The sequence below is a fragment of the Xenorhabdus sp. PB61.4 genome (assembly GCF_963894935.1).
Taxonomy (GTDB): Bacteria; Pseudomonadota; Gammaproteobacteria; order Enterobacterales; family Enterobacteriaceae; genus Xenorhabdus; species Xenorhabdus stockiae.
Map to the genome: position 1 here is coordinate 1 of NZ_CAWQJR010000025.1, position 10,926 is coordinate 10,926.

A 10,926-nucleotide genomic window follows, 5' to 3' on the forward strand; every position below is an offset into this window, starting at 1 on the left:
TGAGCCATGATCAAACTCTTCAATTAAAAGTGTTTGATGCTCAAAGAATCGTTACTGTTAGTTCGTAATGAATTAACTGTTTCAGTCACTCTTCAAGACTTGAATCTTTTTGGCCTTTCGGCTTTCGATAGTGTCTTGCGAGTGCCCACACAGATTGTCTGATTAATTTGTTAAAGAGCGGTTACAACCGAACCTTTCGTTCCGGGTTGCGAGGCTGCGTATCTTACGCTTTCCTCTCAGAGTGTCAAGCCTTTATTTTCGCGGCTTTCAACTCTTGTCATCTCGACTTGTTTGTGTGTTTGTCGTGACAACGGATGCGCATTATAGGGAGCCTTAGAATTTACGCAAGCGTTTTTTACAATTTCTTTTTCAAGCGCTTACAATTTAATCCAAAAGGCTATTTTTGCCTATTTTTTATCACATTTGGCAGGTCAGACAGGCTATTAATAACCAAATCAGCAGACTGTTCTGCTTCTGTTGTTACTGGTTTTCCTGTACGCACAAGGACTTTTGTTCCAACACCGGCGGCATTCGCTGCCAACATATCTTCTATTTTGTCTCCTACCATATAAGAAGCCGCCATATTAATGTGCAGTGTTTTCTGGGCATCAAATAACATACCCGGTTGTGGCTTACGACAATCACACGTCTTTTTATAGTGTTCATCGCTTGCTTCTGGATGATGCGGACAATAATAGATACCATCAAGATCAACACCCCGGTCTGCCAATGACCAATCCATCCATTCTGTTAACTGCAAGAATTGATCTTCGGTAAACATTTTCCGGGCAATCCCAGACTGGTTTGTTACTAATACCAGTGCATAACCCATTTTTTTCAACTCCAGCATGGCTTCAATCGTGCCATCAATGAATTGAAAATTATCTATTTCATGAACATACCCATGATCGATGTTAATTGTGCCGTCACGATCTAAAAATACAGCGGGAATACCTTGAGTCACCTGATTGCTCCAAGAATGTACAAAGTCGACAGTATCGCATGATTTGTCAGTGAATGAGAATGCAGCATTTAATTTATTCCTAGTTGACTTAGACGTCTAGACGCCTTAACATCCACATCAATTCATGACTTGTTGCAAATGCTTTCAAGTTATTCACTTTTATATCTCATAAGAGAAAAAGAATAAAAATGATAAGACTGAACCAGGTAAATAAAGTATTTCAACAAGGAACGCGCTGTATAAAAGCCCTTTCTGATATCAACCTGCATGTCCCCCAAGGGCAGATTTATGGTGTTATTGGCTCTTCTGGTGCAGGGAAAAGTACATTAATCCGCTGTGTGAATATGCTTGAATGCCCTACTTCTGGTCAGGTACTGGTTGACGGACAGGATTTAACCTCTCTTTCTGAGCGTGAACTGACTCGTGCCCGTCGTCAGATTGGCATGATTTTCCAGCACTTTAATCTACTGTCATCCAGAACGGTATTTGACAATGTGGCATTACCTTTAGAACTGAATAACACGCCAAAAGCAGAAATAAAGAAAAAAGTCAGTGAATTACTGGAGCTTGTTGGTCTTTCTGAAAAACATGATGCGTATCCAGCCAATTTATCGGGTGGTCAGAAACAACGTGTTGCCATTGCCCGTGCCTTAGCAAATTCACCCAAAGTGCTTTTGTGTGACGAGGCCACCAGCGCACTGGATCCCGCAACAACCCGTTCTATTCTGGAATTATTGAAAGACATTAATCGCCGTTTAGGGTTAACCATCCTGTTGATTACCCATGAGATGGATGTTGTTAAACGCATTTGTGATCAGGTTGCCGTTATCAGTGGTGGACAGCTGATTGAGCAGGATGTGGTCAGCGCAATATTTTCCCATCCGAAAACACCTGTGGCTCAGGAGTTTATTCAGTCCACGTTACATTTGGATATACCTGAAGATTATCTGCAAAAGTTGCAGTCTGAACCTGCATCGGATAAATGCCCATTAGTGAAACTGGAATTTACAGGTAAATCAGTTGATGCTCCATTAATTTCCATGGCAGTTCGTCGTTTTAATATCGATATCAGCATATTGAGTTCTCAGATGGACTATGCCGGTGGCGTTAAGTTCGGGGTTATGCTGGCTGAGTTAGATGGTGAGAACAGCAGCATTGAATCAACAATTACGTTTTTAAAAGAGCATCATGTGAAAGTAGAGGTTCTCGGTTATGTCTGAAGGAATGATTTTATTATTAGCTAAAGGAGTCTGGGAAACTCTCGTGATGACTTTTGTTTCCGGCTTTTTTGGCTTCGTAATTGGTTTACCGGCTGGAGTGCTTTTGTATGTCACACGTCCTGGTCAAATCATAGAAAATGGTACGCTATACCGTATTCTTTCTGCGCTGGTAAATATTACCCGCTCTGTTCCGTTCATTATTTTACTGGTATGGATGATTCCATTCACCCGGCTGATTGTAGGAACGTCAATCGGATTACAAGCTGCGATTGTTCCTTTAACCGTTGGTGCAGCACCTTTTATTGCCCGTATGGTGGAAAATGCTTTACTAGAAATCCCATCAGGGCTGATTGAAGCGGCACGTGCAATGGGTGCGACTCCACTTCAGATTGTGAAAAAGATTTTATTACCTGAAGCATTACCCGGTTTGATCAACGCGGCCACAATTACTCTGATTACGCTGGTTGGTTACTCAGCGATGGGTGGAGCTGTCGGTGCGGGTGGTCTCGGTCAGATTGGCTATCAATATGGCTATATTGGCTACAATGCAACGGTGATGAATACGGTACTCGCATTATTAGTTGTTCTGGTTTTCCTGATTCAGTTAGGCGGCGACTATTTAGTTAAGGCTGTGAATCGTAAATAAGATTATTTCAACAAAAAGGTGCCATTATCGGCATCTATACCCTAGGGATTTCGAGTTACATCGCGGCGGCAAGGGAATGAATCCCCGGGAGCATAGATAACTATGTGACCGGGGTGAATGAACGCAGCCAACAAAGAGGCAACTTGAAAGACGACGGGTATATTATTAGGGCTTACATTCAAAAGCCTCACTATAGTAGTACGATAATTTAATAAGACAGGTTATTAATCAGTATTCAATAGGGGTAAAAATATGTCAGTGAAATTGAAATCCATTGCAGTCATCGGGGCTTTATTAGGCACACTAGCACTTACAGGCTGTGGTCAGGAACCGAGAGATCCAAACCATATTAAAGTCGGTGTTATTGCAGGGCCTGAATTACAGGTTGCTGAAGTCGCGAAAAAAGTAGCGAAAGAGAAATATGGCCTTGATGTTGAACTGACAACATTCAATGATTATGTACTGCCAAACGAATCACTGAGCAAAGGAGACATTGATGTTAATGTCTTCCAGCACAAACCTTATTTAGATCAGCAGATAAAAGAACGTCACTATAAACTGGCGATTGTGGGTAACTCTTTCATCTTTCCAATGGCTGCATACTCTAAAAAGATAAAATCATTGGATGAACTTCAGAATGGTTCTCAGATTGCCATCCCGAATGATCCGACCAACCAGGGCCGTGCTCTGCTGTTATTACAAAAACAGGGTCTTATCACGCTGAAAGCGGGTGTTGGTCTGCTGCCAACTATTCTGGATATTACCAGCAACCCTAAACAACTGGATATTGTTCAACTGGAAGCACCACAGCTGCCTCGTTCACTGGATGATCAAAAAATCGCGCTGGCTCTTATCAATAATACTTACGCCGGACAGATTGGTCTGACACCAGAACAGGACGGGATCTTTGTTGAAGATAAAGATTCACCTTACGTGAATATCATCGTAAGCCGTGAAGATAATAAAGATGCTGAAAATGTGCAAAAATTTGTGAAAGCCTACCAATCTCCTGAAGTTGAGCAGGAAGCTCAGAAAGTCTTCAAGGGCGGAGCAATAAAAGGCTGGTAATCTTTCATATTTTAACAATCAAGATTAAAATTCTGGGGCGGATAAAGATATCCGCCCCTTTTTATACCCAATGGATTTCAAATTGCATCGCGGCGGCAAGCGAGTTCATCCCCGGGAGCATAGCTAACTATGTGACCGGAGTGAGTGAGTGCAGCCAACAAAGAGGCAACTTGAAAGACGAAGGATATATTGGAATTAATCCCACACTCACTGATGCAACCGTAATAAGGATAAAGCTCAATGCGTATGTTACCTGTCTGTTTCATGGTGCTTTTTATAGTTGGGTGTACTTCATTGCCAACTCAGATTAATAAAACTGACAGTCAAGGCTCTGAAGCTGAACAATATCCAACTCTCAGAAATAAAGAGGCAACTTATGTCCGGCTTTATAAAAAACCAGATGAGTTGTTGGGCTCACCATTTAAAGATCTTGGTATTGTTGCTGGTGAATCCTGCCGCAATACATTTCAGGATCCTCCGGCCAGTATCGCAACTGCACGGCAGAAGATGCTGGCAAAAGCCTCCCGCCTGAATGCTAACGCCGTCTTACTTCACCAATGTGCCATTATGTCTGGTCAGGGCTGTTATCAGATAGCTATCTGCGAAGGTACGGCAATAAAAACCACGAATTAATTATTCATTGTAAATTTGGTACTGAAAAAGACTTATGGCAGATTTTCATTTTACTCAAATAGGAACCATTCATTCTCCTTATAAAGAGAAGTTTGCCATTCCCCGTCAGCCGGGTCTGGTGGAAGATGGCACGGGGCAACTCGAATTGCTCGCTCCTTATAATCAGGCAGATGCTGTACGGGGGTTAGAACAGTTCAGTCATTTATGGATTGTTTTCGTTTTTCACCAAACGATGAATGGGGGCTGGAACCCGCTGGTTCGCCCTCCCCGCTTAGGCGGTAATGCCAAAATGGGTGTATTTGCCACCCGCTCAACTTTCCGCCCTAATCCTATTGGGATGTCTTTAGTTGAACTAAAAGGGATTGATTACCAGAACAATCGCGTGCTGCTACAACTTGGCAGCCTGGATCTCGTGGATGGAACGCCCGTACTTGATATTAAACCTTATCTGCCTTTTGCTGAATCACGTCCTGATGCCAAAGCAGGATTTGCTCAGGAAGCGCCAAATACAGATATGGAGGTCTGTTTTTCTTCAAACGCAGAACATCAACTTTTATGCCATCAGGTAAGTTATCCGCAATTACGACGCTTTATCTGCCAGATTCTGGCTCAGGATCCGCGTCCGGCCTACCGCAAAAAAGAGCAGGAAAACCGCATATACGCTGCTCATATTCTGGATTTTAATGTCCGTTGGTTAATTAATGGTGCCATAACGGAAGTAGTTTCTATCGAACTCCGCTATCCCCAATAGATTTCGAATTGTATCGCGGCGGCAAGGGAACGAATCCCTGAGCATAGATAACTATGCGACTGGGGTGAGTGAGTGCAGCCAACAAAGAGACAATTTGAAAGATGAAAGGGATAAAACTCCTTTTGACATCACAAACTCACTGGTAGACTAACGGTTTACTTTATTTTTGGGTTCGGTGGCTCTGTATTCATTGCCACCTAGAAGCAATTTGCTGTCCAATGGAAACTTACTATGCGTACTAGCCAATATTTGCTGTCTACTTTGAAAGAGACGCCTGCTGATGCAGAAGTAGTCAGTCATAAACTGATGCTTCGTGCAGGAATGATCCGTAAACTCGCTTCAGGTTTGTACAACTGGATGCCAACCGGTGTCCGCGTGTTGAGAAAAGTTGAAAACATTGTTCGTGACGAAATGAATAATGCCGGGGCGGTTGAGGTTTCCATGCCGGTAGTTCAGCCAGCAGATTTATGGCAGGAAAGTGGTCGTTGGGTACAATATGGTGCGGAATTACTGCGTTTTGAAGATCGCGGTGCCCGTCCTTTTGTTCTGGGACCAACCCATGAAGAAGTCATCACTGATCTGGTTCGCAATGAAGTGACTTCTTATAAACAGCTGCCACTAAGTCTGTATCAGATCCAAACCAAATTCCGTGATGAAGTTCGCCCACGCTTTGGCGTTATGCGCTCACGCGAATTCATCATGAAAGATGCTTACTCTTTCCATACCACTCAGGAATCCCTGCAAGAGACTTACGATAAGATGTACGATGCTTACAGTAAGATCTTTACCCGCATTGGGCTGGATTTCCGCGCTGTTCTGGCTGACACAGGTTCCATTGGTGGTAGTGCATCTCACGAATTTCAGGTTCTGGCTGCCAGCGGCGAAGATGATATCGTTTTCTCCACAGAGTCTAACTACGCAGCTAATATTGAACTGGCTGAAGCTGTCATGCCATCCGCAGAACGCGCTGCTCCGACAGAAGATATGCGTGTGGTGGATACACCAAAGGCGAAAACCATCGCGGAACTGGTAGAACAGTTCAACCTGCCGATTGAAAAAACGGTCAAGACTCTGATTGTTCATGCTGCAGAAGAAAGCGAACACAAACTGGTTGCTTTGTTGGTTCGTGGTGATCATGAATTAAATGAAGTCAAAGCAGAAAAACTGGCCTTAGTCGCCAGCCCGCTGCAATTCGCGACAGAAGAAGAAATCCGGGTTATCGTCAACGCTGGCCCTGGTTCTTTAGGCCCTGTTAATCTGCCTATGCCTGTAATTATTGACCGCTCTGTATCTGTCATGAGTGATTTTGGTGCGGGCGCCAACATTGATGATAAACACTATTTCGGTATTAACTGGGAACGTGATCTTCCTCTGCCAGAAATTGCAGATATCCGTAATGTGGTTGAAGGTGATGCCAGCCCGGATGGTCAGGGCACGTTACTGATCAAGCGTGGTATTGAAGTCGGTCATATCTTCCAGCTCGGCACCAAATACTCAGATGCACTGAAAGCTACCGTACAGAACGAAGATGGCCACAATCAAGTTGTGACGATGGGATGTTACGGAATTGGTGTCACCCGAATTGTCGCGGCTGCTATCGAACAAAATCACGATGATCGCGGTATTATCTGGCCAGATGCCATTGCCCCATTCCAGGTAGCAATTTTGCCAATGAACATGCATAAATCTTATCGTGTCAAAGAAGTGGCAGAAAAGCTTTATGCAGACTTACGTTCTAGTGGTGTTGATGTCATTTTAGATGATCGCAAAGAACGTCCAGGTGTCATGTTTGCTGATATGGAATTAATGGGTGTCCCACATACTGTCGTTATTGGTGATCGCAATCTCGATAACGACGAAGTGGAATACAAATACCGTCGTACCGGTGATAAGCAGATGCTAAAACTGGAAGACGTGGTGGATTACCTGAAAAATAACATCAAACAATCATGATTAAGCCTTGATCTTGCGATCAGGCAAAGTCAGTAATAAAAAAACCTGCGTACTCAGTGCGCAGGTTTCAGACTGCTGAAAAACCGCGTTGAAAATAACGCGGTTTGTTGCCTTCATCATAAATCCTCATCTTTCGATTTTTCCTGCTTCCTCCCCGGCCAATTCTTTTCCGGCACAGGATTGGGTTTCTGACTCCGTTAAATACACGAAGGCATCGCAGATAAAACTAACAAAGGACCTCCACCAGTAAGGCTATCTTCTTGATATTTCCTGCTGTTGCTGCCAGCAGGCACTGTATCTGGACTTTCAATAAACCCCGAAAATGCGTGTAACGATGCCCATGATGCTGTTTCGCATCCGCAAAACTGCGCTCTATCGTTTCTTTCCGGCGCTTATGTATCTTTTTACCCCACGGGGTTAAACGAATCTCTCTCGCCTTTTTGTTGTGATGTGATGGACGGCCCCTTTTTCAGCGGCAAAGAGTGCCATCTTTCTTTCCGATGCACTGAATTTTTCGGGAGAGAACCTATCATGAATACGATCAAAGTCGTTGGCATTGACCTCGCCAAAAACGTTTTTTAAGTCTGTGTCTGGATGGCGGACGGTTCTATCGCCTCGAACCGAAAAATCTCACGGCAAAAATTGCTTGATACCGTGCGCTCTTTTCCACCCGGCACTGTCATTGCGATGGAAGCTTGTGCAACGTCTCACTACTGGGGGCGAACGCTGCAAGCGATGGGATATACCGTCAGGTTAGTCCCGACTCAACACGTCAAGGCCTTCAGCCATCATCAAAAAACGATGCCAATGATGCGCTGGCTATTTGTGAAACGGCCTATCGTCTAGGTCTTCATTTTGTTCCTGTCAAGACTGTGGAACAACAAGATATCAAGGCACTGCACAGTGCACGGCAATTCATGGTGGAACAGCGTACCGCATTTGTTAACCAAATGCGGGCTTTTCTGGCTGAATCAGGACTGATTGTGCCTGCCGGTATTCAAAAACTTCAACAGCATCTCCCTGATATTCTGGAAGATGACAGCAATAACCGGTCTTGTGTACTGCGTCGTTTATTGCATACCTTATGGGAAGAGATGCAGAATTTGAACACCGGCATTCATGACATGGATAACGAAATAGCGGCACTTTCCCGTCAGCAAACGGGTTATTAGCATCTGCTCACTATTCCCGGCGTTGGTCCTCTTATTGCGGCCGCCTTCGTGAGTGACGTCAGTACATCCCAATTTGCCAATGGCCGACAGCTATCTGTCTGGTGTGGACTGGTTCCCCGGCAACACAGTTCAGGAGGAAAAAGCCGCCTGTCTTCCCTGAGCAAAAATGGCAATCGTCATCTCCGAACGTTAATCATTCACGGTACCCGTGCCGTGATGCGTTGTGTTCAAAAACGGGATGATTATCTGGGAGAGTGGCTGAGAAAACTGATTGACCAGTGCGGGTTCATGAAAGCCACGGTGGCTTGAGCCAACAAACTGACCCAGATTATTTGGCGTATTTTGCTGGATGACGTGGATTTTAATATGCAAAAATCTTTTATTATCAATTAATTGAGTAACAAAAAATAGACGCATTAACGAGTTTGCAAACACTGATGAAAAAACGGCTCCCGTCCCTGTTAGAGCCTGCTCTTGACCAAGGTAGTGAGATACCGGTGTTGTGATAAGGAAACAGGGTGCGGATGACATCATGGCGCGGACAAATGAGTCCATAATGACGCCGGATATATGGTAGCAAACCGTATCAATTTAGTGCTTGCACAACCGGGGCGTCCATATATGGTCAGGCTTTTTTTCCGGACTTCACCCGGTCTTCATTCACGGCGTTTTCCAACTCGTCCAGATAAGCCCCGGGGAGGACCGACCGCAAGACATTCTCTGATTTATGCGGATTGGCACTGGCTTTCAGGTGCGTGCTGTCCGTATAGAACACCCGGCCGCTAACAAAGCCTCTGTTGATAGCCTGCTCGACGATGCGGTCGAAAATTTACTGGAAAACATCAGAATGGTTGAATCGGCGTCGTCGGTTCTGGCTGAGGGTTGAGGCATCCGGGACTTTTTCTGTCAGCCCGAGTCGCAAAAACCAGCGGTAAGCCAGATTGACCTGAATCTCCTGGACTAACCGGCGTTCGCTGGGGATGCCAAATAAATACCCTAGTAACATCATTTTAATCAGCATGACTGGGTCTATCGCCGGGCGGCCATTATTGCGGCAATACAAAGGGGCGACTAAATCACGAATAAATTCGAAATCAAGGGCGGCATCGACTTGACGGACTAAATGGTTTTGAGGCACAAGCGCATCGAGCGAGAGTGTTTCGGGTGGGAAAGTCTGGAGAGGGGGATTCTTAACATAGCGGCAAGCTCCGTCTGGTGAACGGAATTTGATTAAATCAAAGTGCCGGATAAAAAACCAGCACTTTGTTAGTAATCAGAACCAGCCGCTATGCGGGTGGTTCTGATTATAAAAATAGGAAGGTTATTCTACTAATGAATCAAAATAAAAATTTAAATCATCTTCATTTATTTTTTTGATATATAGATCGTTTAATTTGTTTTTATCCATTTTTATTAAAATGTCACAAATAACAGTGAAAATACCACAAATGTCAGCGCCATTTTCTATTCTTGGTTTAGACAAGAATCGTGTAGATTGGTGGGCTCCTATATGTGAATTTTTAATTGCCTCTCTCAGTAATCTTAAATCCAGTAAATTATTAAACGTTTTAAAACTAATATCTAAAACTTCAGAAATATATCCTTGCAGCTTTGCGTTTTTTTTAACCAAATAGAATATATGTATTGCATCTCTCAATAGAGTATCTTTTAATTCTCTTTTTGTTTTTTCACTAAACTTTGCATTGTTAAATTTTTTGAATAAATTTTTGTGTTTTCTGATTGTTCTATCCTTAGATATTTCAAAAATTGATCTAATTGAACAAGCTATAAGAGGCAGGTAATCATTTTTTGATTTGGTGGAATATACCTTATCTATGGCATAAATTATATCTGATACAATTTCAATATCGACTTTATAATCTGTTCCTGATTGTATTGTAAATAAAGAGTTTCCATTTGTCTTACCTGAAATATTTGAGGTTTTTTTTTCGAAACATAAATAAACATCTTTAGATACAATGCCAGTTAGTGGGTCATCATATCGAAAATTCACAGTTATATCACATGGTGTTTCTATTGAACTTAGTATTTTACTTGTTTTTTTGTTATTTACAATTATTCTAATTTCATCTTTATTTATATTTTTCCCTAGGCTATCATTCGCTAGAGATATATAATCACTTAAATCAATTTGTTCTGAAGGGATATAAAAATTAGTGGTTTTACTTCTATCAATTAAGATAGATGCTGTTTTAATATTTGATTCTTCAGAGGTGTTAATTGGGATTGCACCTCCGGTAGGGACTTGATTTTTACCATATTTTAATTCATTTTTTATTTTTGAGCCACTTTTTTGAATAAAATCATTTAAAGACTCAAGGGTTTTAATTAAGTTTCTAGTTAAATAATTATCAACAAAATTAGTTCTGTCAGAATTAAATTCAAGATATTCACTCTGACTTTTAATAAATATATTCCCTATCATCTGAGGAAGTGAAAGAGATGATTTTTGCTATCTAAGAAGATCAGGGTTAAAAATCATAGTATTATTAAACAGG

At 42.6% G+C, this 10,926-nt stretch carries 8 protein-coding genes and 3 pseudogenes; 7 read left to right on the plus strand and 4 right to left on the minus strand.

Annotated features, from left to right (window positions below):
- Window positions 1-397: 397 nt before the first annotated feature.
- Entirely contained in the window at window positions 398-964 is a 567-nt protein-coding gene (gmhB, locus tag AACX68_RS02535; RefSeq protein WP_228860505.1) for a D-glycero-beta-D-manno-heptose 1,7-bisphosphate 7-phosphatase, read from the minus strand.
- A gap of 188 nt (window positions 965-1,152) precedes the next feature.
- Between gmhB and metN the strand changes: the two genes are divergently transcribed.
- The 6 genes from metN to proS all read left to right on the plus strand — a co-directional run bounded on the left by metN (window position 1,153) and on the right by proS (window position 7,235).
- Window positions 1,153-2,184 carry a methionine ABC transporter ATP-binding protein MetN gene (gene metN, locus AACX68_RS02540; protein ID WP_228860506.1) on the plus strand — a complete coding sequence of 344 codons (1,032 nt, stop codon included), beginning with the start codon at window positions 1,153-1,155 and terminating at the stop codon, window positions 2,182-2,184.
- Window positions 2,177-2,830 carry a methionine ABC transporter permease MetI gene (locus AACX68_RS02545; RefSeq protein WP_099108890.1) on the plus strand — a complete coding sequence of 218 codons (654 nt, stop codon included), beginning with the start codon at window positions 2,177-2,179 and terminating at the stop codon, window positions 2,828-2,830. Before metN ends, AACX68_RS02545 begins: the two co-directional genes overlap by 8 nt.
- Window positions 2,831-3,082: 252 nt before the next feature.
- Entirely contained in the window at window positions 3,083-3,898 is an 816-nt protein-coding gene (locus AACX68_RS02550) for a MetQ/NlpA family lipoprotein (RefSeq protein WP_099108891.1), read from the plus strand.
- Window positions 3,899-4,138: 240 nt separating this feature from the next.
- Complete coding sequence (rcsF, locus tag AACX68_RS02555) at window positions 4,139-4,531, plus strand: Rcs stress response system protein RcsF (RefSeq protein ID WP_228860507.1); 393 nt, start codon at window positions 4,139-4,141, stop codon at window positions 4,529-4,531.
- A 34-nt stretch (window positions 4,532-4,565) separates the two neighbouring features.
- A complete protein-coding gene (tsaA, locus tag AACX68_RS02560) occupies window positions 4,566-5,282 on the plus strand; it encodes a tRNA (N6-threonylcarbamoyladenosine(37)-N6)-methyltransferase TrmO (protein ID WP_099108893.1) in 717 nt (238 codons plus the stop codon).
- A 231-nt stretch (window positions 5,283-5,513) separates the two neighbouring features.
- Window positions 5,514-7,235 carry a proline--tRNA ligase gene (gene proS, locus AACX68_RS02565; RefSeq protein WP_228860508.1) on the plus strand — a complete coding sequence of 574 codons (1,722 nt, stop codon included), beginning with the start codon at window positions 5,514-5,516 and terminating at the stop codon, window positions 7,233-7,235.
- A 226-nt stretch (window positions 7,236-7,461) separates the two neighbouring features.
- Here the strand turns inward: proS and AACX68_RS02570 are convergent.
- Window positions 7,462-7,677, minus strand: a pseudogene (locus AACX68_RS02570) (transposase); the annotation flags it as partial.
- A 152-nt stretch (window positions 7,678-7,829) separates the two neighbouring features.
- On the opposite strand from AACX68_RS02570, the pseudogene AACX68_RS02575 reads away from it, so the two are divergent.
- Window positions 7,830-8,800, plus strand: a pseudogene (locus AACX68_RS02575) (IS110 family transposase).
- Window positions 8,801-9,038: 238 nt separating this feature from the next.
- On the opposite strand, the pseudogene AACX68_RS02580 reads toward AACX68_RS02575, so the two are convergent.
- Window positions 9,039-9,545: pseudogene (locus tag AACX68_RS02580) on the minus strand (transposase); the annotation flags it as partial.
- 183 nt (window positions 9,546-9,728) lie between these two features.
- Entirely contained in the window at window positions 9,729-10,853 is a 1,125-nt protein-coding gene (locus AACX68_RS02585; protein WP_228860509.1) for a hypothetical protein, read from the minus strand.
- Window positions 10,854-10,926 lie beyond the last annotated feature (73 nt).

Bases quoted from the DNA above. Each gene is read 5' to 3' on its own strand.
- metN (WP_228860506.1), top strand. From the start codon at position 1,153: ATGATAAGACTGAACCAGGTAAATAAAGTATTTCAACAAGGAACGCGC.
- AACX68_RS02545 (WP_099108890.1), top strand. From the start codon at position 2,177: ATGTCTGAAGGAATGATTTTATTATTAGCTAAAGGAGTCTGGGAAACT.
- AACX68_RS02550 (WP_099108891.1), top strand. From the start codon at position 3,083: ATGTCAGTGAAATTGAAATCCATTGCAGTCATCGGGGCTTTATTAGGC.
- tsaA (WP_099108893.1), top strand. From the start codon at position 4,566: ATGGCAGATTTTCATTTTACTCAAATAGGAACCATTCATTCTCCTTAT.
- AACX68_RS02585 (WP_228860509.1), bottom strand. From the start codon at position 10,853: ATGATAGGGAATATATTTATTAAAAGTCAGAGTGAATATCTTGAATTT.
- proS (WP_228860508.1), top strand. From the start codon at position 5,514: ATGCGTACTAGCCAATATTTGCTGTCTACTTTGAAAGAGACGCCTGCT.
- rcsF (WP_228860507.1), top strand. From the start codon at position 4,139: ATGCGTATGTTACCTGTCTGTTTCATGGTGCTTTTTATAGTTGGGTGT.